The sequence below is a fragment of the Niallia sp. Marseille-Q9988 genome (assembly GCF_976954375.1).
Genome location: NZ_CDRJSZ010000009.1, coordinates 18820 through 44084, shown reverse-complemented (window position 1 = coordinate 44084; position 25265 = coordinate 18820). Strand labels below are relative to the sequence as shown.

Below are 25265 nucleotides of genomic sequence, written 5' to 3'. Positions count from 1 at the left end.
TCTTTAAAAGAAATCAGCCAGGAGGAAATAGAGATGAAAACGATTATGCTAGTGTGTGCTGCAGGCATGAGTACCAGTTTATTAATGACAAAAATGAAAAGAGCAGCACAATCCAAGGGAATAGAAGCGGATATATTTGCCGTATCTGCTCCTGAAGTGGACTTAACATTAAAAAATAAAAAGGTCGATGTCATACTATTAGCTCCACAAGTCAAATATCGAAAACAGCTATTTAAGGAACTAATCGAAGGTAAAAACATTCCAATGGAAGATATTAATGTCCAATACTATGGAAAGATGGATGGGGAACAAGTTTTGGAGCAAGCATTAACGCTTGTAGAAAAAAATGAGAACTAGGGAGGAGCATGCAAAATGAAGGCAGCCGTTTTAAAGGGGACAAAACAGATAGAACTAGAAGAGTGGAAGGTAGAGTCTTTATCTTCCAAGGAAGTACTAGTTAAGGTAAAAAGCTGTGGGATTTGTGGAACGGATCAGCATATTTATCATGGGAATCCAGGTTCAGCAGCAGTCCATCCTCCCATTATCCTTGGTCATGAATTAGCAGGGGAAATAGAAGAAGTAGGTTCACAGGTTTCGACTTTAAAAAAAGGAGACCGTGTTTCGATTGATCCCAATATTTATTGTGGGATTTGTCCGTATTGCCGAAGAAATCAGGCTCATTTATGCGAAAATTTGCAAGCGGTCGGTGTGACTAGAAATGGAGGAATGGGCGAATATTGCGTGGTTCCAGAAGCAAATTGCTACAAGATTCCAAAGGAAATGACGTATGAAGAAGCAGCACTGGTCGAGCCTTTAGGCTGTGTGTTACATGGATTTAAGAAAATCGATTTTTCTCCTTTGAGTACTGTTTTCATTATCGGGGGAGGCTTTATCGGCCAGCTGTTTTTGCAATTAGTGGAAAATCAGCGTGTGAATAGCATTATTGTTAGTGAACCAGCTGAAAGCAAATGGGAAAATTTATATCGACTTGGTGCTGATAGAGTTGTTCATCCAGATAATGTGGATGAAATAGTTGCGGATATTGTCATTGAATGTGTAGGTAGACAGGACACGATGGAAATAGCTTTCAACACGGTAAATAAAGGCGGACAAGTACTATTATTTGGTGTATCTTCTCCAAGTACAAAAATATCGATTTCTCCTTTTGATATATTTGCGAAGGAACTTATTATCAAAGGCTCATTCATCAATCCATATACCCATGAAGAAGCGATTAATCTAATCGAGAAAAAAGTGGTCGATGTACAATCCCTTATTTCTCATCGTTTTACAATAGAAGAAATGCCCTTTATTATGGAAAACTATCCAATGTTTAATGTAGTTAAAGGGGTTGTTAAGTATTAAGGACAAAGGGACGGTTCTTGTGTGGTCATTCGACTCCAAAAGAACCGTCCCTTTAATTTATGTTCCTATCCGATAAATTTTCCTTGGTCTTCCTCTCGTCAAAGGAACTTCTTCACCGATTATTTTAGCCAGTCCCTGTTCTTCTAAGTTGGTCAGGATTCTTCTTGCATTTCTTGGAGTCATTTTAAGCCATTCAGATATATCCGTAGCGGTTAATGCGTGCTTCCCTAAGTTTTTTTGGATAGAGGTCATCTTATTGTAGGTGCTGATGGTTACTCCTGCTTTTTTGAGTTTATTGCTTAGTTCTTCATCTGTCACTCTGTAATTAAATCCAATCGTCTTATTTTGATGAAGGGGACCAGTTATATTTCCTTTATCATCTACAAGGAATCCTGTATATGTACCATATGCTTCTGCATGTTCTAGTGCTAGGATTGCATTTTTTTCTGCGATCATAGCAGTATCCCCGTAGCCAATTCCAACATTTGCTTTAGAATCTGTAAGAAGCTCTATCTGGAAAAGAAGAGAATTTCCCTCTTGGCTATTATTTTCGATAGAGCCTCTTGTAGAGAAAATAATAAAGCTTCCGATACCGGTCGTGATAAAAGAGCCTGAAACAGATTCGGCAAAATCTAATACCGAGTTTTGAATCTTTAAATTTAAGCGATGTAAATCATAGGATATTGAATCCTTTGCTGCTGTGTCCATCATTTCTCCGATTTTTATCATCATGACCGCAATTTGGGAATTACGGAAATGGAACTTTTCCCATTTCTCATATCCATCACTAATAGATTGTTGAATATTCTCCTTTGTGGCGGTAACACGGTAGACAGGAATATTCATGGATTCAAGTTTTTCATATACGGATCGCAGGGAAGTGATGCAAATATCTACTTTGCCAGTACGAAAGAGATTAGCATGATATTCCACAATTTCATTGGATGGAAGTCCAACATTATGTAGGAAATGTAATTTGTCTAAAGAAATATGATTTTCTTGGTAAAGCTCGATAAATTGCTGTTTAAAAAAACTATCAATACTAATTCTCTCAATATTTTTCTTATCTTTATAAAGAATATTTAACAGTATGATTGCGATTGATCCTTGATTAAATCGTGGGTAATAGAATAATTGCTGATTATGAAATTTCTTCGTTAGATAGTAAGGGGTATATCCTGTACATATCCAAAAATCAACAAAATGATGATTTTGTTCTACGATTGCTTCTGATTCAATTGGTTCGCTGTAAATATATGGAATGACTTCCAGTTTAGAATGGAAGTCTGAGGCGATTTCCATTATTTTTTGCACCGAGTCTTTTGGCCCTAGTAGACCAGCTTTTGCCTTCATAAGTGCCTCCAACTGTATTTTTTCTAGAGTATACTATAAAAAATAAAAGATTAGCAAACTAATTTCCGTAATAATTCTGTAATAGTGAATGGATAGAAATTTATATGTCAGATAATCTAACAGTGTTTTTTATATGGATTATTGACTTTAATAATTTGTCTATCTATACTTTAATTTAAGGAACAATTAAGGAAATATTCCGAATATAAGAAGAGGAGACAAAGGGGGAGAAAAAATGCAAGATACGATTACATTTGCTGCAACTGGTGATTCCTTTATCACTCGCAAACTTCCAGCAAAAAATGAATCTTATAAGGAAATTGCTGACATTATTAATCAAGCTGATTTTCGGTTTACGAATTTAGAAGTAACGCTACATCATAATGAAGGTATCCCCGGAGCGGTAAGTGGCGGGACTTGGGCCATGGGCTCTCCAGAATTGCTGCTAGATTTAAAGAATTATGGATTTAATACGCTAGCTTGGGCGAACAATCATACATTGGATTATTCTATTGATGGCCTAAAAGCAACAGAAAAATATTTAAATCAGTCTGGATTTGTCCATGCAGGTGCAGGACAGAATATGGCTTACGCTAGTGAACCGAGATATTTGGAGACAGAGATGGGCAGAGTTGCCTTGATATCGGCCACATCAACCTTTCATGAGTCTTGGTTGGCAGGTGAACAGCGCCCTGATATGATAGGAAGACCTGGCATAAATCCACTACGTTATAAAACCATCCACCAGATAACACCTGAGAATATGGACACTTTAAAGCAAATTGCCTCAACTACGTATATTAATGCAACCCAAGAATTATCAATCAAAGAAGGTTTTCTTGTAAGAAGAAATGATGGAATCTATTCATTTGGGGAATATTTATTCCAAGAAAATAATGAAGAAGGTCAATCGACTGCTCCAGATGAACGAGATATGAGCCGAATGATACAAAGTATTAAGCAAGCAAAAAGGCAAGCTAGCCATGTTATTGTTAGTATTCATGCACATGAAATGAGAAACGGGGAGAAGGAACTACCTGCAGAGTTTTTGGAAGAATTTGCCCGAAAGTGCATTGATGAAGGAGCACATGCTATCATTGGTCATGGACCTCATGTATTAAGAGGAATAGAAATTTATAAAAATCGACCAATCTTTTATAGCTTGGGTAACTTTATTTTCCAAAATGATACGGTTCCTTATTTACCAACAGACTTTTATGAAAAGTATCAATTAAGCCATTCTGATAATGTCGCAGATGCCTTAGATAAAAGAAGCAAAAATAACACAATAGGATTCGGGACTAATCATAAAATTTGGGAATCAGTCATCCCAGTTTGGACAATGGAAAAAGGCGAATTAGCTGAACTAAAGCTTTATCCAGTAGAATTAGGCTATGGTAAAGAGAGGTATGAAAGAGGCTGGCCGGTTCTATCCGGCAATCAGGATATATTAAAAAGACTTGCTAAGCTTTCTGAGCCATACGGCACAAACATCGATATCGAAGGAAATGTTGGAGTAATTCGTTTAAAAGAACAGACAACTGCAGTTAAAAAAGACAGAATCTTTTTATAATTCTAAATTAAGTGAGGGGAATAGGCTTTGAAAAAGTTAGCAATGATTATTTCCGTTTTATTTTTACTGATTAGCGTTGGGTGTAGTAAGTCCACAGGCTCTGAAGGAACTTCAAGTGAAGATTCTTATGGAGGGAGTTTAAATATTGCTATCAGTGTGCAGCCGCCAACACTTGATGCTCATTTGACTACCTCGTCTGATGCCATTGAAATAATGAGAAATATATATGAGACATTGGTTACTCAAAACGAGGACCAACAAGCAGTACCGATGCTGGCAGAATCGATTGAAACTAGTGAAGATGGTTTAACTTATACATTTAAGCTAAGGAAAGGAATGAAGTTTCATAACGAAAAAGAAATGACTTCAGAAGATGTTGTTGCTTCTATGAATAGATGGCTAGAGCAATCCTCTCGAGCAAAATTATTACTCAGTGGAGGAAAATTTGAAGCAGTGGATGAGTATACAGTCACATTAAAACTAGCTGAAGCAGTAACAGATGTTTTAGATATTATGGCAGGAAAAGGGCAGTTCCCGGCTATCATGCCATCTGAAGTAATAGCAGAGGCTGGTAAAGATGGTGTTACTGAATATATTGGTACAGGTCCTCTTAAGTTTGTGGAATGGAAGCAAGATCAATACATCAAGTTAGAAAAGTTTGCTGATTATGTAGCATCAGAAGAAGAAACTAGTGGTCTATCTGGCAAAAAGACAGTCTATATAGATGATGTTACGTATCATATTGTTCCAGATTCCTCTACAAGACTAGCTGGTATTCAAACAGGTGAATACGACATTGCCAATAGCATGCCATTTGATAACTATGAGCAATTAAAAAATACACCAAATCTTAAAACCTTCGCATCATTTGATTCTGGAACATTAAATGTAGCTTATAACAAAAAACAAGGAATAATGACTAATCCTGAGATAAGAAAAGCGATTAATACAGGCATTAATGCGAATGCTATTATGCTTGCAAGCTTTGGCAGTGAAGATTTATACAATTTGGATCCTGGTTATATGAGTCCAGAGCAAAAAGACTGGGCTACGGATGCGGGGAAAGAAGTCTTTAACTTAGGTGATGTAGAAAAAGCGAAGCAAATGCTAAAGGATGCTGGCTATAATGGCGAAGAAATTATTCTTTATTCAACAAGGGATTATGACCATCAATACAATTCCTCTGTTGTATTAAAAGAACAGTTAGAACAAATGGGAGTAAAGGTGTCACTTGAACTGTATGATTGGCCAACATTAACCGAAAAACGTGCAAATCCAGAAAATTGGGATTTATTAATTGTAGGTACTGGCTATGTTACCACTCCTTCGCAATTATTAGTGGTTAATCCAGATTATGTAGGTTGGACAAATGATGAAACAATGACGAATTCTTTGCAAAAGATTCGCACAGCATCAACGAAAGAGGAAGCAAAAGAACTTTGGGCAGAGATGCAATCCTATATGTGGAATGACTATGTTCCTTATACCCTATTTGGACATTATGCAAGTATTATCACAGCTACAGATAAATTGGAGGATTTCACTGTATTCCAAGGACCTATTCTATGGAACGTAAAAAAAACGCAGTAAACTAGATCTTCTTAATAACTCGCTTAAATAGGACGGGATTTTTCTACCATACTGTCTCTACTTAAGCGGGTCTCTCTAGCTAATAACCTATTGAAAGGAAATTTTTCAGTGGGGAAGAAAAAACGCTTAAGAGAATTTCATCTAATGAAATAAAGGGATGAAGAAATTGTAGTGATTTTCATCGAATGTAAAGGAGGAAATTAGATGAAAATGTATCTTGTTAATCGATTGTTTTCTTTAATACCCGTTTTATTTGTCGTATCGATTGTCATCTTTTCCATTATTCACTTAACACCTGGAGATCCTGCTGCTGTTCTACTTGGAGAGGAAGCGACGGAACAGCAAATTAAGGAATTGCGCATGGAAATGGGATTAGATTTACCAATCATCGAACAGTATTTTAACTGGATAAAAGGAGCGGTTCAAGGTGATTTTGGTGTTTCTTATTTTATGAAAATGCCTGTCCTTGAAGCGATTACCAGTCATCTTGGTCCAACGATATCTGTAGCTATATTGGCTGGCGTGATTTCGCTTGTCTTTTCTTTGCCGCTTGGAATACTAGCTGCAATGCATCGAGGGACAGGAACGGATCAGACAATAATGGGGATTTCTTTATTGGGAATGTGTGTGCCTAGTTTCTTGTTAGGACTGTTTTTAGTATTGATTGTTGGCGTTCAGCTGCAATGGTTGCCTGTAGCAGGATATCGACCATTAAGTGAGGGTATATGGGAACATTTTAAATATTTAATTTTGCCATCCATTTCCCTTGGAGCTATGCATACAGCTTTAATCTCACGGATGTCTCGCTCTAGTTTATTAGAGACTTTAAATACCAATTATATAAAAACTGCAAGAGCTAAAGGAGTTACTGAAAAACTTATCATTTATAGACATGCCCTTCGAAATGCCTTTCTTCCTATATTAACGGTTATTGGTCAAACCTTTGGCTCATTAGTAGCTGGAGCTGTTGTAACAGAAACCATCTTTAATATTCCGGGAATCGGGCAATTAATTATTAATTCAGTCGAACGAAGAGATTATGCAGTTATCCAAGGCGTGGTGCTATTTGTGACCTTCATCTACGTCATTATTAATTTAATCGTCGATTTATTGTATGGTGTCGTGGATCCAAGGGTGAGATTGGAGAGACAATAAAAGCTTATGAGAAAAACATTTATATTCTTTAGCGAAAAAACAACAGAGGAGGGGAATCGATGAGTGTATTAGAGCGGGATTTGAAGTTTATCGAAAGTAAGAATGATTTAAAAAAGCAGCAACGTCTTTTACTTTTTCAAAGAATTATTGGAAATAAACTGATTGTAACAGGGGGAATTATTCTAACGCTTTTAACATTAATAGCACTTATTGCTCCGATCGTTGTTCCATATGGTCCTTATGAAATGCAAGTGGAAAACCGTCTGAAAGCACCAAGTGCCGAACATATACTTGGAACAGATAACTTTGGCAGAGACTTACTTTCCCGAATTGCATACGGCGCAAGGGTTTCCTTAGGAATAGGAGCATTGGTGGCTTTTTTTGCTTGCTTAATTGGCTTAATTATTGGGTTGCTCGCAAGCTATTATAAAACATTGGATAATATTCTGATGCGTATTTGTGATGGATTAATGGCGATTCCTGGAGTTTTATTGGCCATCGCTTTAGTGGCAGCACTAGGACCATTAAAGCAAAATGTAGTCATTGCCCTTGTAATTGTTTTTATTCCTAACGTAGCTCGAATTGTTCGGTCTACGGCATTGGTTATAAGAGAAGAAACTTATATTGAAGCGATTAGAGCCCAGGGAGCAAGTACTTGGAGAATTATCGCTCTGCATATTGCTCCAAATACGATTTCTCCATTAGTTGTTCAAGCATCGTTTATTTTTGCAGACGCCATTATTACAGAAGCAGCACTAAGCTTTTTAGGTGCAGGTATTCCAGCCCCGAGCCCAAGTTGGGGAAATATATTGTATGATGGGAAAATTGTTATCTTTAACGCGTGGTGGATGACTGTATTTCCAGGGATTCTTATTATTCTATCCGTACTGGGACTAAATTTATTAGGAGATGGTCTAAGAGATTTATTAGATCCTAATGTAAGCAAAGGAAAAAAAGGAAGATAGTAAGGAGGGAAGGATATGAGTTCGGATACGTTATTGGATGTGCAAGACTTAAAAACCCATTTTTATACAGAAAGAGGAAAAGTGACCGCTATCGATGGTGTCTCCTTTCAAATTAATAAAGGGGAAATCGTGGGAGTAGTAGGGGAATCAGGCTGCGGGAAAAGTGTTACTTCCCAATCGGTTCTGCGTCTTTTTGATGAAAAGCATCTCGTGAAATATGAAGGACAGATTTTTTTTGAAGGAGAGACAGATATATTAAAGCTTTCCAAAAGGAAAATGCAGATGATTCGCGGAAATGATATTTCCATGATTTTTCAAGATCCCCTTAGTTCTTTAAATCCTGTGTTAACAATCGGTTTCCAAATAGCGGAGGCGATTATGCTCCATCAAGATGTGACGAAGAAGGAAGCATATGAGAAAGCAATTGAAATGCTAAAGCTCACTGGAATACCAGCACCGGAAAAGCGGGTTCATGATTATCCTCATAATCTATCAGGCGGTATGAGGCAAAGAGTCATGATTGCTATGACATTGGCATGTCAGCCTAAATTACTTATCGCTGATGAACCAACGACAGCTTTGGATGTGACGATTCAAGCGCAAATATTGGATTTAATTAGTGAGCTTAATCAAAAGCTGGAGATGGGCGTCATGTTTATTACCCATGATTTAGGGGTGGTAGCAGAGCTTTGTCATAGAGTAGTAGTTATGTATTTAGGTCAAATAGTAGAAGAGGCGAGTGTAGAAAGCTTATTTGAAAGGCCGCTTCATCCTTATACAAAAGGATTAATCAAGTCTATTCCGCAAATGGAAGGAGATCGTTCCGAAAAATTGCATGTAATCGAAGGCACAGTTCCTTCCCTTGATAAGGTACCTGTAGGCTGTAGATTTGCACCAAGATGCCCTTACGCCGATTCGTTGTGTTTAGAAAAGGCACCAGATTTAACCGAAACTTCTGCTAATCAAAAGGTTCGATGCTGGCATTATGAAAAAATAGCACAAGAGGAGGAATGTTATGCAAATGTTTCAAGCTAACCAGGAAGAGAAGAAAATCCTGTTAGATGTACAAGGATTAAAAAAATACTATCCTGTAAAAAGTCCTCTTGGGAAATTAGGAGGGATAAAGAATTATGTCAAGGCTGTCAATGATGTTTCCTTTCGATTATACGAAGGGGAGACATATGGATTAGTTGGCGAATCTGGCTGTGGTAAAAGTACAACAGGCAAAACATTGATGAGACTAACCAATCCAACTGAAGGTTCAGCTATCTATAAAAATCAAGATATTTTTCAGAAAAAAGGAAAAGAATTGAAAAAAATGAGAGAGGAAATCCAAATGGTTTTCCAAGATCCTTATTCTTCTCTTAATCCAAGAAAAAGAATTGGAAACACATTGGAAGAGCCACTATTGATTCATTCGATTGGTGATAAAAAGGACCATACGAATCGGGTCATGGATATTATGGGAAAGGTCGGTTTACAAGCAGATCACTATTATCGATATCCCCATGAATTTTCAGGAGGGCAAAGGCAGAGAATTGGACTGGCAAGAGCCCTTATTGCTAATCCGAAGCTAGTCATTTGTGATGAGCCTGTTTCCGCTTTAGATGTTTCCATTCAATCGCAAATTATTAATCTTATGCAAGAAATTCAAGAAGAGTATCGATTAACGTATCTGTTTATCGCTCACGATATTAGTGTGGTACGTCATATTTCGGATCGGATTGGTGTCATGTATTTAGGAAAAATGATGGAAGAGGCAACAACGGATGAACTATTTGCAAATCCATTGCATCCTTATACGAAAGCTTTGTTATCTTCTGTACCAATCCCAAATCCAAAAAGGAAGCGAGAAAAAATACAATTGAAAGGAGAGTTACCTTCTCCTTTGAATCCTCCAACAGGATGTGTATTTCATACAAGATGTCCATTTGCAATGGAAAGATGCAAGCAAGAAATACCTTTGAAATTACAAGTTAATGATAAACATATTGTTGCTTGTCATTTATATGATTGAACAAAGAGAAGAAGATTAAAAAATAGAAATGATGGAGAGGAGTTCATTTATATGGAAAATGTAGAACAAAAAACGGAGGGTATTACGGAAAAAGTAGAGCAAGTCTATAAAAAGCTTTCCCAGAATGAACAAGTCAAAAAGGCATTAGAGTTTTTAAAAGAAGACAATGATGCAACCACAGAGGAACAAATTGAGCTCACAGAAATAGAAGCACCAACCTTTGAAGAGAATGAAAAAGGAGAGTGGTATAAAAAGAGATTGGTAGAGCTAGGTGTTCAGGGAGTATCTACAGATGCTGTAGGAAATGTTTTTGGCGTGTTGCCCGGAAGTGGGAAAGGCCCCAAACTTGTTGTTTGTGCACATCTAGATACTGTTTTCCCAAGAGGAACAAATGTAAAGGCGGTACGAGAAAACGGCTTAATCTATGCTCCAGGAATTTGTGATGATGGGAGAGGGCTAGCCGTTGTCTTAACCATTATTCGCGCTATCACTGCAGCTGGGTTAAAGGCAGAAGGAGATCTAATCATTGGTGCGTCAGTAGGGGAGGAGGGACTTGGAGATTTAAGAGGAGTGAAAGCGTTATTTGAAAATCGCGAAGATATAGATGGATTTATCTCAATCGAGCCAGGAGATCCAAGCCGCATTACTTACTTAGGTACAGGAAGCAAAAGATTTAAAGTGTTGTTTACAGGACCAGGTGGACATAGTTTTGGAAATTTTGGTATTCCAAGTCCGATTCATGCATTAGGGAGAGCGATTGCTAAAATTTCTGATTTGCAAACACCAGTTGAACCAAAGACAACATTTAATGTTGGCATGATAAAAGGCGGTACTTCTGTTAATACCATTGCTGAAACAGCCGAAATGTTAGTAGATTTACGTTCTAATTCTCAAGAAGAGCTCGAAGTAATTGAAAGTAAATTTTTGCATTTAATGGAGCAAGCGAAGGAAGAAGAAAATGCTCGATGGAATGTAGAGGCACAAGTTAGCGTGCAGATAGAAAAAGTAGGCGATCGTCCAGCTGGTTCACAAGATAAAAATAGTATGATTGTGCAAGCGGCTCGATGTGCTACATCAGCGCTTGGATTTGAACCGATTTTAGATAAAGCGAGTAGTACCGATTCTAATGTGCCTATTCATTTAGGTATTCCAGCATTAACCCTTGGTGGTGGAGGTGATGGTGGAGGATTCCATACATTACAGGAGTATTATGATCCGACAGATGGCCACATCGGTGCGCAAAAAATACTATTAACGATTTTAGGCTTAGTTGGAGTAGAACAGGTGACGTCTTCCTTATTGGAGAGAAACGAATAAAATGGTAAATAGTATAAGGGAGAATCCAGCTATGAAAGAAGTTTATCAATATATAGAAGATAATAAAGAGCTGTATGTAAAGTGGCTGCTTGATCTTTGCAAGCATCCAAGTGTAGCCGCTCAAAACCGTGGTATAAAGGAAACGGCAGAAATGGTTGAGAATCATTTGAAAAACTTAGGAGCGGAAGTAGAGTTAGTGGCAACAGGAGGAAATCCGGTTGTCTATGGGGAGATAAAAAGTGGCAAGGAGAAGAAGACTCTTTCTTTTTATAATCATTATGATGTCCAGCCAGAAGACCCGATTGATCAATGGCTAAGTGATCCTTTTTCTCCCGAAATCCGTGAAGGAAAAATATATGCTAGGGGTATAGCGGATAATAAGGGGACACTTCTCTCTAGAATCTGTGCTGTCCATGCTTATCAAGAAGTATATGGTGAACTGCCTATTAATCTGAAGTTTTTGGTAGAAGGAGAGGAAGAGATCGGCAGCCCTCATTTAGATGAGTTTATTACTAATAATCCAGAAAAAATCCAAGCTGATGGATGTATTTGGGAAAATGGCTTTAAAACAATGGATGGAAGACTACAGATTACTTTAGGCTGCAAAGGAATGTTATATGTAGAGTTAAGAGCCAAAGGGGCAAATATTGACCTGCATTCAGCGAAAGCAGCCATTGTGGAAAATCCGGCTTGGAGACTAGTATGGGCGCTTTCTACGTTGAAAAACACGAAAGAAGAAGTGTTAATAGAAGGATTTTATGATAAAGTCAAACCTTTAACAAAAGAAGAAAGAAAGCTGACAGAAGAAATGGAGCTTGATGAATCAGCTGATTTAGAAAATTTAGGGTTAAAAAGCTATGTTAATAATTTAACTGGCTTTCCTTTAAAAGAAAAATTAATTTTTCAACCAACCTGTACGATTTGCGGAATCGAATCTGGATATACAGCAGAAGGATCTAAAACGGTTCTTCCCTCCATAGCAAAGGTCAAACTTGATTTCCGTCTAGTATCAGAACAAGATCCCCAAGAGATTTACGATCTATTGATCAAGCATTTAGATAAACACGGCTTTGGTGACATTGAAGTTATTAAGTTAAAAGGACAAAGAGCCGGAACAACTGAATTAACCGATCCACTTGTCGAAAAAGTTGTAAGCACTGCTGAGCAGTTCTATGACCAAAAACCACAAGTCCTGCGCTCACAAGCTGGAACAGGTCCTATGTATAATCTTTGTCAAAAATTCGGCATCCCATCCCTTGGATTTGGTGTAGGCAATGCCACCTCCCAAAACCATGCTCCAAACGAAAACATAAACCTAACCGACTATATAGAAGGCATAAAGTTTATGGCATCGGTATTACGCAGTTATGCATAGGAGCATCTAAGTTTTGTGGGAAACAGAGGGACGGTTCTTGTGAGGTCATTTGACCTACAAGAACCGTCCCTTTTTCTTTTTCCAAATAAATGAAACTAATGGCAAGCCAAAAGCGTATGTTAAATAGTATAAAATTGGAGGTGTTAGAATGATATTTTTATTCTTATTTGCACCAGTAGCCATTATGATAGGGTTAGTATTATATTTCGAAAAGAAATCTGGCATGACAGCCCCTGATGAAAACAAACAAGCAGAAAAATTAGGAGAAGTTGTCCATTACAATCGCGTTAATTCCAGCGGTGGACCAGGAGGAATGGGTTGATATAATGAAGGAGAAACAGAGGAACGGTTCTTTTTGAGATTATTCAACTCATAAGAACCGTTCCTTTTATTTTATAAAGTGGGACAAGGGGGCCTGTCCCCATGTCCCATTATTTAATGACAACATAGTCTAAATCAACTAGTTTTGCATAGGAAATAATTTGGTCTGTTGTCAAATTTAAGGATACTACTGTATGGTGACCGCCGCCATTTTCGATCCAAGCTTTAACACCATCTTGGAAATTTGGTTTAATGTCCCATAGAACGCGAGCTACTGGTAGGTTTGGTGCTGGTATGTTTGGCTCAAATGCAGTAACTTCATTAATTAAAAGTTTGAAATGGGTACCAAAGTCTGCCATGGAAACAACTACCCCATCACCAGCTTTTCCATCAAATACTAGACGAGCTGGGTCTTCACGATTGCCAATACCTAATGGAGAAACAATAATCTTTGGTTTGTTGCTTGCTAAAGTTGGGTCTACTTCAAGCATATGAGATTGAAGAACGGCTTCTTGTCCCTCGGCTAATTCGTATGTGTAATCTTCCATAAATCCTGTTGATTGGTTATGACTCATTACTTTTAATAAACGATCAAGAGCAGCAGTCTTCCAATCTCCTTCACCAGCAAAGCCGTAACCTTGTGCCATTAAACGTTGAACGGCAAGACCTGGAAGTTGTTTCATGCCATATAAATCTTCGAAGTTCGTAGTGAAGGCGTTGTATCCACCGTCATCAAGGAAGCGCTTAATCGCAATTTCGTAGCTTGCTTGGACTTTTACACTAGATTCCCATTCTTCCTTACTGTATGTGCCATAATCAAATTCATAAAGTGTTTCATATTCGGCAAATAGATCATTTATCTCATCTTCTGTAACAGCGTTCACGTATTGAACAAGGTCACCGATGGCAAAATAGTCTACTGTCCATCCGAATTGTATTTGAGCTTCTATCTTATCTCCATCTGTAACACCAACATTACGCATGTTATCTCCAAAACGAGCAACCTTAATATTAAAGCTTTCATTATAAGCTACTGCAACATCCATCCAATCAGCTATTTGTTGTTGAACAAGTGCTCGCTGCCAGTAGCCGACAACCACTTTATTTTGTTTGTTTAAACGAGCGTTGATAAAACCATATTCACGGTCACCATGAGCTGCTTGGTTTAGATTCATAAAGTCCATATCAATGGTTGCCCAAGGGATACTTTCATTGTATTGTGTTGCTAAGTGAAGTAATGGTTTTTGTAATAGTTTTGTTCCGCGAATCCACATTTTCGCAGGAGAGAAAGTATGCATCCAAGTGATGACACCTGCGACTTCATCTCGGTAGTTGACTTCTTTCATAATGCTTGTGATTTTATCTGAGCTAACGGCTAAATCCTGTAGAACGAGTGGGTAAGGCAAGACTCCGCTTTCATTTAAAGCATCAGTCATTCTTTGGGCATTTGCTTTTACTTCTCCTAACGCTTCTTCTCCATATAGATGTTGTGAACCGACAACAAACCAAAATATTTTATTAGTTGACATTCTATTTCCCTCTTTTCCATTTATTAGTTTAGTAGTTTAAGTTATTTTACTTTTGACCGTAATAGGCATTTTTGCCATGTTTGCGTAAATAGTGTTTATCTAAGATTCGTTGAGGTAATTCTTCTGAAAAACGATTTAATTCTCGTGTAAATAAATTCATTTTTGCAACCTCATCTAACACGACGCTATTCATGACAGCAGAATGCACGTCTTTTCCCCATGTGAAAGGACCATGTCCATGCAGCAATACTCCAGGAATAGCTAAAATATCTAATCCACGCTCTTTGAAGGTTTCGATGATTACGTTACCAGTTTCCGCTTCGTAGCTACGATCGATTTCTTCTTGGGTTAAATAGCGAGCGCATGGAACAGACCCATAAAAGGTGTCTGCATGAGTGGTGCCCAATGCCGGGAGGTCCAGCCCTGCTTGAGCCCATATTGTTGCCCAAGTAGAATGAGTATGCACAATGCCTCCGATTTCTTGATAATGCTTATAAAGTACTGCGTGAGTAGCTGTGTCGGATGAAGGTCTAAAGTCTCCTTCTACTACATTCCCATCTAAATCAATAACAACCATATCGCTTGGTTTCATTGTTTCATAGTTAATGCCACTCGGTTTGATAACAAATAAACCACTTTCACGATCAATGGCACTAGCGTTACCCCATGTATATTTCACAAGCCCATGCTTAGGCAATTCTAAATTTGCATAAAATACTTCTTCTTTTAGCTGTTCTAACATGTTAAATCTTCATCTCCTTACTCGTGAATCATATTTTCGACGGCTACTTTCTCAATAGCTAACCCTTTTTTATAACGGGCAATAAATGCTTCAAATCCTTCTACGTCAAAGCGATCTGGATACATTTCTTGCTTATCAACCTCTTTAAATACTTGCTTGTCGAGGAAGTCTTCTAAACTATCATTTTCATCTTTGTTCCTCATGTAAGAAGCAAGAATAGCCATTCCCCACGCTCCGCCTTCTCCTGCAGTTGCCATTATGGAAACGGGAGTATTCATGGCAGCGGCAACAATTTTTTGACCGACAACAGGGGTTTTAAATAAACCACCATGACCTAAAATGCTATCGATTGCCACATCTTCTTGTTTCGTTAAAATATCCATGCCAATTTTCAATGCACCAAATGCAGAGAAGAGATGTGTGCGCATAAAGTTCGCTAAATTAAATGTACTTTCTGGTGACCGGACAAAGAGAGGGCGCCCGCTTTCTAAACCTGTAATATTCTCACCTGAATAATAACCATAGCTTAGTAGTCCACCACCATCTGGATCCGCTTCCAAAGCAGTACTCAATAAAGCTTCAAATAATTTATTCATATCAACCTTTTGGCCCATCGCCTCTAAAGATTCACGGAATAATCGCATCCATGCATTTAGATCACTTGTACAGTTGTTTGCATGAACCATTGCAACTGGGCTGCCATCTGGCGTTGTTACTAAGTCGATTTCTGGATAAACCTTTGAAAGCTCTTTTTCTAGAACAATCATTGCGAAAACAGAAGTTCCGACAGAGACGTTTCCAGTGCGTTTTCTCACACTGTTTGTTGCGACCATCCCTGTTCCCGCATCGCCTTCAGGGGGACATAATGGAATCCCTGGCTGTAAATTACGAGATCGATCGAGAATTTTTGCCCCTACCTCTGTTAATACACCTGCTTGTTCCCCTGCGGTTGCAACTTTAGGAAGAATGTCTTTTAGCTTCCAAGGGTATTCTTTCGCAGCAATTAATGCTTCAAACTGTTCAATCATAGCTTGGTTGTAATCCTGTGATGCTTCATTTATTGGGAACATTCCTGAAGCGTCCCCAATGCCAAGTGCCTTTTCGCCAGTCAATAGCCAGTGGATATAGCCAGCTAAAGTGGTAATATGCTCGATTCGTGGAATATGCTGTTCATCATTCAATATTGCTTGGTAAAGATGGGCGATGCTCCATCGTTCTGGAATATTGAATTGAAAGGCATCTGTTAATTTTTTTGCGGCAACGCTAGTTGTAGTATTGCGCCATGTCCGAAAGGGTACAAGTAGTTCGCCAGTGTTATCAAAGGCCATATATCCATGCATCATCGCAGAAAATCCAATAGAACCAACCGTTCGTATGGTGACACCATAGTTGCGTTCAACCTCTTGCTTCATTTCACTATAAGCTGTTTGGAGACCGTTGATAATATCGACTAGGTTGTACGTCCAAAATCCATCTTCTAAAAGATTTTCCCACTCATAGCTTCCAGATGCGATGGTTTCAAAGTTATGATCAATTAAGACTGCCTTAATTCTCGTGGAACCGAATTCAATCCCAAGTGAAGTTAATCCCTCAACAATTGCTTGTTTTGTATTTGTTTGATTGGTTTTCATATATTCCCTCCTTGATAGCGATTTCATCAATTGTAATCGAATGGAGATTCATTTGTTTCATTAGTACATATTCACCTTAATATATGTACGTACTTATGTCAATTAAAAGTATAAATGTACACACAAATGCCAAAGAACACGATTGATGTTTCTATTAATTTTTTAACAAGAACTGATTCGATAACCAATAAAATAATAGTAAAAGATGATGTTGATATTTGTATGTAATTTGTCTGGTTTGATAGGTGTTATTTTATTTTATTCATACATATGCTAGAATATGACCATACAAATATCGTGATTATCAAATTTGAATGGATAACAACATTGAAGGAAGTGCGTTAAATGAAATTAAAGTATCAAATCATCATTGATGAAATAAAAAGTAAAATTCTTTCTGGGGACTATCGTGTTGGAGAACAAATTCCTACTGAATCAAGCCTGCAAGAAAAGTACCAAGTGAGCCGTCATACTGTTCGAAAGGCGATTCTAGAATTGGCGAATGATGGATACCTGAGAAGCGAAAAAGGATCTGGTACTTATGTTAGTAATCAATATCAGTCAAAAACGAGCGGGAAATCCAATAGTAAAACAATTGGTGTTATAACAACCTATATTTCTGATTACATTTTTCCGTCAATTATCCGCGGGATTGAAGGGAGATTAAATGTAGAAGATTATTCGTTATTATTAGCTAGTACCAATAATGATGTGGAGCAAGAAAAGAAAGCATTAGAAATGATGCTATCCTTTGGTGTAGATGGATTAATTGTAGAGCCGACGAAAAGTAATTTATACAACCCTAATATTGCTTACTATTTATCCTTTAAAGAACAAGAGGTTCCATTTATAATGGTCAATGCTTATTACGAAGAGTTAGAGGTTCCCTTCTTTTGTTTAGATGATGTGCAATCTAGCTATCTCGCTACAAACGAATTAATTTCAAAAGGACACACCCAGATAGGGCTTATAGCAAAAATGGATGATTTACAAGGAAAGTTTCGTATGAAAGGATATATAAAAGCCTTGGGAGAAGCCAAACTGCGATTTCAGGCAGAGCATGTTTTTTCTTATACTACGGAGACAAAGTTAGATTTAAATAGAAACTTGAAGACGTTCTTAGATGAAAATTTAGAAAATATGACTGCTATTGTATGCTATAACGATGAAGTTGCATTAGAGGTTGTAAATGTATGCAGACAACTTACTATCTCGATTCCAGAAAAACTATCTATTATTGGGCAGGATAATTCTTATATTGCCAAAAATGCAAACATTAAACTCACCACATTAACACATCCCCAAGAACAAATGGGACACGATGCAGCTGATTGGATCATTAAAAAAATCCAAGGGAAAAAGGACGTGCAAAACGAAAATTACTATCAACCGCAAATAATAGAAGGAGAAACGGTTAAAGATTTAAAAGCAGAAGCAGAGGGACGACTCTTGTGAGGTCACAAGAATCGTCCTTTTTTCTTATTAATTTTCTTATTTTGCTAAAAGGTCTTTTCTATAAGAGAAAGATAGTATTTAATAGATAGAAAGATAGATATAGTAGAAAACGGATGAATATACTATACTAACCATTTTTAACATAAAAAGAAGAAATGGGAGGTCAGCATGGGGTTCAGAGATGGATTTGAATATGATATGCAAAACTTGAAAAAGGATATGGAAAAAGAGGTTCATAAGACTTGGACCGTTGATTATAAAGGACATTGTATTGAAGTTGTAAATAAAATGAAAGAGGAATATCTTATCATTGATGGAGTAACAGTTGCTGTGAATAAACGGAAATCTATCTTTTCACATCTTCTTCCTTACGTAAGTTTATCAGGGATTCTTACTTTGGAGAATGGAAAAAGGCAAAAAGTTTCTGTCAAAATTGGTGGATATATAAGCCTTAACTGTATCATTAAAATCGATAACGAGACTATTATGAATGAATCGCAAAGGCTGGAATTTCTGCCTTGGGAGCATAAAGACAAAATCATTCCTTTTATCCAAAAGCAGGTCCAAGAACATAATAGAATAGTAGATGGACACTTACCAGATGATGACTACTTTTTTGGTACAAATAAGCCAAGATTAGATCCTGGCCTTTTTGATCTGATTATCAAGGAACCGAAGACACCATTTTTTGTGAGCAAGCTCATGAAACTCTTTAAAGAGCAACTGGAAAATCCAACTGTAAAAGCAAGAAAAGCGACATATGAACAAATTATTTTTGACCATTTGGCCATTTATCGAGAAGAGGTCATTCGGGAATTAGGACAACTTGAAGTTGATGAGCAGGCGCTAAAGCAAGAGGCGTTATGGCTTCTTGAGCATGCGGCACATAGAGATGTTGTTAAATTTGCAATCCTTGTACTCGGCTTTACTAATTGTGAAGAACACCAAGAGCTTCTATATACAATAGGCTTGCACGATGAATTTACGTCATATGCCATTTTTGCTATAAGAAGTGGGGGGAAGAGAGTAAATGATCAAATATGGAAACTAGTGCAGTCAGTTCAAGGGGTGGGAAAAATGACAGCAATTGAGCTAGTGGAAGCCAAAACTCCTGAAATGAAATATTGGTTACTAACAAAAGGTTGTGAAAATAGAAAATTTCATGATTTTATTGCCCTCCGTTGTGCTACAAAGGGAGAGTTAGATGTGGCGCTCTATGAGAAGAGTATTTCGAAGGAACTATATACTGGAGCAGCCATAATGATAGAGGGATTATTAGATGACTCAAACCCAGACGGCATGGATCACTATCCGTATGCTAGTGCTGTATTGTCTCGTTTCCTTTACCATGCACAAACGCATTGTGAAACCTTGGAGGATTTCTACCCGATTATCAAAATTAGTGAATTTCTAAATGAGGATGAAGAAATTTGGGAAGAGCGATTTAACGAACAATGGAAACAACATGAACGTAAAGCACTTCAAGAAGCGGTAGAGGTCTATATTACTAATCCTAAATGGTCAAAGCTTGCACTAGCTGCTTTGCAAGAGAGTGAGGAAATTGATTTCCGTTCGATTGAGATTGCTCGATTCTATCAATTGGACATCACGTCTCTACTATTTGAATGGCTGAAGAAGGAACCAACAAACAGTATGTTATTTTTGGCTATAATGGATACAAGAGAGCTACAGTCTATTAAGGATCTTTGTGCCTTTGCACAATCTCATTTCTCTTTTTCAAGCTTATCAATAGAAGAAGAGAAATGTCTCGAATGTATTATACTAGATTTACATGATTTCGAGGGTGTTGGAGTACCATTAGTACAAGTAGCACTCGAATCTGCAAATGAAGACTTGCGCCTGCATGCGTTAAGTGTCTTGACAGCATGGTCATCAACTTTTAGACATCAACCAGAAATACAACAAAACCTTAAAATGATCACCACTACTACAAAAGAAAAAGAAGAACGGAAATTAGCTAAGCAGTTGTTGAAGTAGGGAAGTGGAGGGACGGGACATGCTTTACCACAACCGTCCCTCTATTTTTTTCTTTCCTATCCCTCTAAATGCTTTAAGTGATGGGGAAGAGGAATTTCAGGATCAACAAATTTATTATTAAGATAGATTCGGGTATAGGCATCTCTGTATTGAGTTGGAGTCATTCCTTCATAGCTTTTAAATAGCTTCATAAAGTATTTCTCGTCGATAAAGTGGAGCTCGTATGCGATTTCTTTTATGGTTTTATTGGTAATACATAGCATTTCTTTCGCTTTGTTTATTTTTAAAGTATTAATATACTTGATTGTGCTCATCCCTATCTTCTTTTTAAACATTCTCGTCAAATGGTCTGGATTAAAAGAAAATTTCTCAGCAATTTCTTTTACCGTTAAATCTTTATAAATATTGACTCGAACCCATTCAAGAATCTGTGTGAATTTTTGAGAGGATTCACTGTCCTGATGATGGGATTGAAGTAACAGCTGTGTGTATTGATTCGTCAGTTCCAGTAGCAAAGAGGTAACCAAATAATCAACAGCATAGGTACTATAATAATTACTATGAGAAATATCCAATATTTGTTTCATAAGAATTAAAGCCTTTGTGGATTGCTTCAAATGAAAATAAGATGGTAGAAAAACAGAACTATTTAGCACATCATTTGTTGGATGAATATCTTGAGTGAATAAATAATGTGATAATTGAGCTTTACTCATTTTATTTACATCTTTTCGGGGGAAAAAGTGCATCCAGTAAAAGCTTGCATTCTCCTTTGAAGCTGCAAATCCTTGATAGTGAATAGCAGGAGGAATTAATAATACATCCCCAGGTTTTACCTCTAATCTAGTATTATCTATTTCTAAATAAATCGTATCCTGTAGACCTAAAATGAGTTCATAATCGCCATTTAAACACATAGGTTTATGCTTCCATCCGGCATTACTAACAAATTGTCCACATTTAAAATACATTAATGGAACACTGATAGGAAGATTGAGTCAAGTTTTTGTGGGAGTTTTTTTAGCTCCCTTTTTATAAAATAAAACTTTTAATTTTGTATCCGCTTTCTAAATATTTTCTTTCATCAAAATTTCGTTTTTTTCTTTTTTTAAGGCTCTGTTAAATTTTAATGTTGATTTTTAGGAGAAAAGTTCGGGAAACCACTTCTCACTGGTTTCCCGAACTATTAAGGGCGAAAAAACTCTTTATTTGCGGAGATAATAATCACTTACGAAGCATTTTATAAAAAATATAAATAACACCAAATACTAAAAAGGAATAAGCAATCACAAGTGACTGTTCAATCTCTAAAAAACTTCTTCCCTTTGCCATAAATAGGAGTATTATTCCACAAATAATCATTACAATTCCGATTAAATACCTTTGCATTAAATGACCTCCAATTTCATAAGGGATTAATAAAATATTTTGCCCTAACAAATGGAAACTACACAGTAAATTTTGACTGTCGCAAACTGTCATATGTGTCTGTCATCTCAAATACAAATGATGTTAATAGGAATTCTTTTATATGTTGATTTGTACTTTCGTTACTACGACTATCAACAAATAAAAACCAAGCAAGGTAATTGTCAAGATACTTTGTAGCCACACCTTTAAAACGGTCTATCCATTGTTTTAAGCGAGAATGAAGACCGTTGACATTTTGGATGTGATATAAGCCCTTAATAACGTGTTTGCCACCGTCTGATTTAATACGGTAATGCTCTAAACCTTTTTCTTTTGCATAGGTTTTGTAAGCCCTCCAAGCATCGGTTACAATTACGTTTTCTTTGGATAGTTTAGAACCAATCAAGGTATCGACTTTCGGTTTTACAATACGCCCCATACAAGCAACTTTGGAGATGGTTGCTTTTGTTCGGTCTCTGGCAACGAGGACACAAACTTGTTCGTGGCTGATTCCTCTGTGCTTGGATTTTCCACCACGTTTACGAGGTTTACGGTCAGTAATGCCACGTTGTCCCTTTTGAGAGTATAGGAAATAGGTCTCGTCAATTTCAACGATACCTTCAAAATGTTCAACATCCAATTGCTTTAAAGCGTTTAACAGTTTGTGTCTCCAATAAAAAAGCGTAACCCAAGTAACCCCTACGATTTCAGCGGACTTTCGGAGGGAATAACCTTTGAACATACAATCAACAAATGTAATCCATTCGTTTCCTTTTCGGGTACGGTACAAGACGGTATTGGTTGTATCAGTAAAGGTTTTGCTACAAGCCTTACAACGATAACGTTGGCGACCATTGTACTTTCCGAATCGAACAACGTGTTCCGATGTACAATGAGGGCATTCAAAACCTTCTTTGAAGCGAGTTTCTCTCATTTCATTGATTAAACGACCACCTGCGGAGGAAGAAGGTTCAACATAGCGTTTAACCCATTGATAAACTTGTTCTTTTTGAGTGTGTGGCAATTTATCAATATGCTTTAATAAGTTGCTAAACGCTTTGCTCACCTTGAAAACCTCCTCGAATGTTCGTTCTTGTGTTAATTATATCAAGTTTTTTGACAGGTATCAAATATCAACATTTGCCTTTAACAGAGCCTTTTTTAAAAACCTTTTAATCCCTGTAAGGCAAAGTGAATGGGTTTTCCAATCGCTTGATTTAAGTATGGCATGTTCTGACGCACGGTTTCTGTTACTAATTTTGTGGGTATTTTTCTTTTCGGTCGATGTTCTTTCTTTGATGTATTTAGGCTTTTTTCTTTTCCCATTTCCCATATATCGTTTGGATGGATAGGTCATCCTTCAATCCAATCCACAAGCGCGCCATGCTCATGACCCCTTTTTTGCTCCATGCTCTTCCATTTTTTAATCGTTTGGCTAATTGATTCATCATCGCCTCTGCACTTCCCATTGGACGATACGCTGTCGTGTCCACACCTTTTTCCTGTAACCAACTACGGTAATCTTTTATGGTTTCCTGATGATGCGTTAAAAAGCCGAGGAAATGCTCTAGTTTTTCTTCTTCTTCTGGTGTATCCATTGTTCCTACTGCGCTATTCAACTCTAGAAGTAATGTTTCTACCTGGTAGTTTTTTAACGCTCTTTTCATGTAGCGGTATCGAGGATGGCTCTTCATTAGTTGCTTCATCGAACGAGCGACATGAAAACGGTCCATGGTGAAAAAGGCGCGTTCCCGAAAATACTCCCGACATGCCGTTATCCAGCCTGCTCCATCGCCATTAATAATAAGCAAGGTTTGGGTAGGATCATACGCATAATGATTCTGTAAGAACGTTTCAAAGGCTTCCCAAAAGGGTTCTTTTCCTTCATAAAGAAAATGCCTTTTATTTCGGAGCCTGACTCGCTTTCCGTTTTCTTTCCATCCCTCGTGTACAGCGGCGAATTTCAACTCCCATCCACGCTTTTTCTTTTCTTGACTCTTCACATATAATCCATCTACTTCTACAAACAATACCTTTTGAAAAGGGCGTTTTTCCTTAGCGGGAAGTACGTTTGTTTGAAGAAGATGTTGCCGTAATGCTTCATGGCTCATCGCCGAATAGCCTAAAAATTGTTCGAACGTTTCCACCGCCTTTCGATAGGAGGAGCCATTCGTCGCTAGTTCTAACCCCCATTCTTCTAGTAGTGGACTAAATCCCTTATTCCCCTGAAACTGTAAATAGTGATCTAATAGACAAATATATTTTTTGGTCACACGATCGAAATAATAATTACGCTTCAGCTCCACAGCTCCAAACGCTGTATCTACTCGTATTTCTCGTTTATCACGTAAAGCAAATCTTCTTTTGTCTCGTTGCTGAGCAATCTCTTGATCCCAATTTTCTAATGTTTGAACAAGGATTTCTTGAAAGGTCATTTGTAGTGTTCGAAATAAAGTTTTTTCCAATTCTTTTAATGATGGCATTTTTGTGTTACATTGATTCATGAGAGCCTCTCCTTTTCGTAGTGTTCTAGTCAAACTCTACTTTACAAAAGGAAGCTCTCTTTTTTAATGCTTCATTTTTTCCAGCTACCGCGCTCTCGCTTGGTGGCCTTTTTGTCTAGTTGGGGGACTCGTCCCCCAACTAGACAAAAAGGATATTTATTCTCCCACAAACATTTTACTCATACGAATTTATTTTCCTGTTCAATTAAAAGGATATATTGAGAAATTATTAATCAAACTTCCATATATAACCCATTCCCCAAACAGTAATTAAATACTTATCTACAGGGAACCCAGCATCTCTAATTTTATCTGTAATATTACGAATATAAGATCGGAGCGTTTGAGTACTTATTTTGTGATCTTCCCAAATATTATCTATTAAAAAATCAGTGGACAAAACTTTGTTATCATTTTTTATCAGCATTTCTAAAATCTTTATCTCTATTTGACTTAGTGGAATTATTTTCTCTCTGTAATGTACTTTCCGTTTTTTTATATTTAATTCTAAGTTATTGTAAGTAAATATATCATTTCTTAATTTATTCTTATGCCTCAATAATGAGTTGATTCTGGCAATTAGCTCGTCCTCATATATTGGTTCAAATAAACAAACGTCTGCCCCACTTTTTAAAATATTAACAAGTGAATAATTTATATTGTTACTTATTACCATGATAAAAGCAGGAGAAATTTTATTAATACTTATACAGATTGATTCCACTGTTATGGATAAATGTTCATCATATATTAAAACAATATCAATTAATGGAGAATAAATGTAATTTGGAATTTCTTCAATATTTATCGGTCCGATACAATTATATCCATTTCTTGTTAATAGAGTATTCCACTTTTCTTCAACACTTGCTCCAATTAACAAAATGTTATTCATTAAAACTCTCCTATTCTAACTTGAATTAGGTTTTAAATAGGATTATATAAGTGAAGTATGTAGAATTTTT

23 protein-coding genes are annotated in these 25265 nt (G+C 37.1%); 13 read left to right on the top strand and 10 right to left on the bottom strand.

Going from position 1 to position 25265, the window contains the following annotated elements; genetic code table 11:
• The first annotated feature begins 33 nt into the window (after positions 1-33).
• On the top strand, positions 34-357 hold the full coding sequence (locus ACWNMZ_RS16870; protein WP_268817889.1) for a PTS sugar transporter subunit IIB: 324 nt from the start codon (positions 34-36) through the stop codon (positions 355-357).
• A gap of 15 nt (positions 358-372) precedes the next feature.
• Entirely contained in the window at positions 373-1365 is a 993-nt protein-coding gene (locus ACWNMZ_RS16865) for a zinc-dependent alcohol dehydrogenase family protein (RefSeq protein ID WP_235251954.1), read from the top strand.
• 57 nt (positions 1366-1422) lie between these two features.
• Here ACWNMZ_RS16865 and ACWNMZ_RS16860 read toward each other — a convergent pair whose 3' ends face one another.
• Positions 1423-2718, bottom strand: a complete 1296-nt coding sequence (locus ACWNMZ_RS16860) for a helix-turn-helix domain-containing protein (protein WP_349204896.1) — start codon at positions 2716-2718, stop codon at positions 1423-1425.
• A gap of 235 nt (positions 2719-2953) precedes the next feature.
• Here ACWNMZ_RS16860 and ACWNMZ_RS16855 point away from each other — a divergent pair, with 235 nt between their 5' ends.
• From ACWNMZ_RS16855 to ACWNMZ_RS16815, 9 genes are all read left to right on the top strand, one after another.
• Positions 2954-4291, top strand: a complete 1338-nt coding sequence (locus ACWNMZ_RS16855) for a CapA family protein (RefSeq protein ID WP_235251952.1) — start codon at positions 2954-2956, stop codon at positions 4289-4291.
• 27 nt (positions 4292-4318) lie between these two features.
• Positions 4319-5881: an ABC transporter substrate-binding protein gene (locus tag ACWNMZ_RS16850; protein WP_235251951.1), complete on the top strand. Its 1563-nt coding sequence runs from the start codon at positions 4319-4321 to the stop codon at positions 5879-5881.
• Positions 5882-6085: 204 nt separating this feature from the next.
• The gene (locus tag ACWNMZ_RS16845) at positions 6086-7036 is read left to right on the top strand and encodes an ABC transporter permease (RefSeq protein WP_235251950.1); all 951 of its coding nucleotides are present in this window, start codon (positions 6086-6088) and stop codon (positions 7034-7036) included.
• Positions 7037-7095: 59 nt separating this feature from the next.
• Entirely contained in the window at positions 7096-8001 is a 906-nt protein-coding gene (locus ACWNMZ_RS16840) for an ABC transporter permease (RefSeq protein WP_235251949.1), read from the top strand.
• A 15-nt stretch (positions 8002-8016) separates the two neighbouring features.
• Positions 8017-9036, top strand: coding sequence for an ABC transporter ATP-binding protein (locus ACWNMZ_RS16835; protein WP_235251948.1), 1020 nt, complete (start codon positions 8017-8019; stop codon positions 9034-9036).
• A complete protein-coding gene (locus ACWNMZ_RS16830; protein WP_235251969.1) occupies positions 9023-10018 on the top strand; it encodes an ABC transporter ATP-binding protein in 996 nt (331 codons plus the stop codon). Before ACWNMZ_RS16835 ends, ACWNMZ_RS16830 begins: the two co-directional genes overlap by 14 nt.
• A gap of 51 nt (positions 10019-10069) precedes the next feature.
• Positions 10070-11335 (top strand): M20/M25/M40 family metallo-hydrolase, encoded by a 1266-nt coding sequence (locus ACWNMZ_RS16825; protein WP_235251947.1) that lies wholly within the window; start codon positions 10070-10072, stop codon positions 11333-11335.
• A 31-nt stretch (positions 11336-11366) separates the two neighbouring features.
• Positions 11367-12710 (top strand): M20/M25/M40 family metallo-hydrolase, encoded by a 1344-nt coding sequence (locus ACWNMZ_RS16820; RefSeq protein ID WP_235251946.1) that lies wholly within the window; start codon positions 11367-11369, stop codon positions 12708-12710.
• A gap of 148 nt (positions 12711-12858) precedes the next feature.
• Positions 12859-13032 (top strand): hypothetical protein, encoded by a 174-nt coding sequence (locus ACWNMZ_RS16815; RefSeq protein WP_235251945.1) that lies wholly within the window; start codon positions 12859-12861, stop codon positions 13030-13032.
• A 109-nt stretch (positions 13033-13141) separates the two neighbouring features.
• On the opposite strand, the gene araA is transcribed toward ACWNMZ_RS16815, so the two are convergent.
• The 3 genes from araA to ACWNMZ_RS16800 are packed head-to-tail and all read right to left on the bottom strand — an operon-like array spanning position 13142 to position 16933.
• Positions 13142-14560 carry an L-arabinose isomerase gene (gene araA, locus ACWNMZ_RS16810; protein ID WP_031538853.1) on the bottom strand — a complete coding sequence of 473 codons (1419 nt, stop codon included), beginning with the start codon at positions 14558-14560 and terminating at the stop codon, positions 13142-13144.
• Between the two features lie 46 nt (positions 14561-14606).
• Positions 14607-15302, bottom strand: a complete 696-nt coding sequence (locus tag ACWNMZ_RS16805) for an L-ribulose-5-phosphate 4-epimerase (protein ID WP_031538854.1) — start codon at positions 15300-15302, stop codon at positions 14607-14609.
• Between the two features lie 17 nt (positions 15303-15319).
• Complete coding sequence (locus ACWNMZ_RS16800; protein ID WP_031538855.1) at positions 15320-16933, bottom strand: xylulokinase; 1614 nt, start codon at positions 16931-16933, stop codon at positions 15320-15322.
• 345 nt (positions 16934-17278) lie between these two features.
• On the opposite strand from ACWNMZ_RS16800, the gene ACWNMZ_RS16795 reads away from it, so the two are divergent.
• Both ACWNMZ_RS16795 and ACWNMZ_RS16790 read left to right on the top strand, forming a co-directional pair.
• The gene (locus tag ACWNMZ_RS16795) at positions 17279-18388 is read left to right on the top strand and encodes a GntR family transcriptional regulator (protein WP_031538857.1); all 1110 of its coding nucleotides are present in this window, start codon (positions 17279-17281) and stop codon (positions 18386-18388) included.
• A 168-nt stretch (positions 18389-18556) separates the two neighbouring features.
• Positions 18557-20386: a hypothetical protein gene (locus tag ACWNMZ_RS16790; RefSeq protein WP_031538859.1), complete on the top strand. Its 1830-nt coding sequence runs from the start codon at positions 18557-18559 to the stop codon at positions 20384-20386.
• 56 nt (positions 20387-20442) lie between these two features.
• On the opposite strand, the gene ACWNMZ_RS16785 is transcribed toward ACWNMZ_RS16790, so the two are convergent.
• From ACWNMZ_RS16785 to ACWNMZ_RS16760, 6 genes are all read right to left on the bottom strand, one after another.
• On the bottom strand, positions 20443-21357 hold the full coding sequence (locus ACWNMZ_RS16785) for an AraC family transcriptional regulator (RefSeq protein ID WP_081836688.1): 915 nt from the start codon (positions 21355-21357) through the stop codon (positions 20443-20445).
• Between the two features lie 253 nt (positions 21358-21610).
• Positions 21611-21775: a hypothetical protein gene (locus tag ACWNMZ_RS16780; protein WP_155986770.1), complete on the bottom strand. Its 165-nt coding sequence runs from the start codon at positions 21773-21775 to the stop codon at positions 21611-21613.
• Between the two features lie 58 nt (positions 21776-21833).
• On the bottom strand, positions 21834-22862 hold the full coding sequence (locus ACWNMZ_RS16775; RefSeq protein WP_031538861.1) for an IS1595 family transposase: 1029 nt from the start codon (positions 22860-22862) through the stop codon (positions 21834-21836).
• Between the two features lie 95 nt (positions 22863-22957).
• Positions 22958-23122 carry a hypothetical protein gene (locus tag ACWNMZ_RS16770; protein WP_449598621.1) on the bottom strand — a complete coding sequence of 55 codons (165 nt, stop codon included), beginning with the start codon at positions 23120-23122 and terminating at the stop codon, positions 22958-22960.
• Entirely contained in the window at positions 23101-24300 is a 1200-nt protein-coding gene (locus ACWNMZ_RS16765; RefSeq protein WP_449598691.1) for an ISLre2 family transposase, read from the bottom strand. The genes ACWNMZ_RS16770 and ACWNMZ_RS16765 overlap by 22 nt, the downstream gene beginning before the upstream one ends.
• A 229-nt stretch (positions 24301-24529) precedes the next feature.
• Positions 24530-25195, bottom strand: a complete 666-nt coding sequence (locus tag ACWNMZ_RS16760) for a winged helix-turn-helix domain-containing protein (RefSeq protein ID WP_449598690.1) — start codon at positions 25193-25195, stop codon at positions 24530-24532.
• Between the last annotated feature and the right edge of the window lie 70 nt (positions 25196-25265).